Raw genomic sequence first — 388 nt, 5'->3', positions numbered from 1 at the left:
GGCTCGATCCGGGTCAAGGCCGACGGCAGCTACGAGTTCCAGGCGGATGCTCCGACGGTCGGAGCATCTCTGCCGGTCAACGGTACCTACACGGTGACGGACGGCGACGGTGATACGTCGACGGCAAACTTTGGCTTCTCGGTAACGGATGCCAACACGCCGACGGGCGGCGTGGCGTCTGCGAATGTCGACGATGACGGTCTGGCTGGCGCCAACCCGGCTCCGGTTGCCGGTGCAGCGATCTTCTCCGGCACGCTCGGTGGCGCTGTCGGTGGTGACGGTGCGGGCACGAACGGCTTCTCGTTTGCCGGTTTGCATGGCACGAGCGGTACGATCGGACAGGAGACGGTAAACTACAGCTGGAGCGGCAACACGCTGACGGCAACGG

Annotated in this window: 1 protein-coding gene; it reads left to right on the top strand. The window is 65.2% G+C overall.

Annotated elements, in window-relative coordinates:
- Positions 1 to 388: hypothetical protein (locus IB265_RS36315; RefSeq protein ID WP_210334699.1), on the top strand; the 388-nt coding region annotated here is incomplete at both ends.

The organism is Ensifer sp. ENS10 (assembly GCF_014852025.1).
GTDB lineage: Bacteria > Pseudomonadota > Alphaproteobacteria > Rhizobiales > Rhizobiaceae > Ensifer.
The sequence above is the reverse complement of the archived record's forward strand: the minus strand, read 5'-3'. Positions and strand labels throughout refer to the sequence as shown.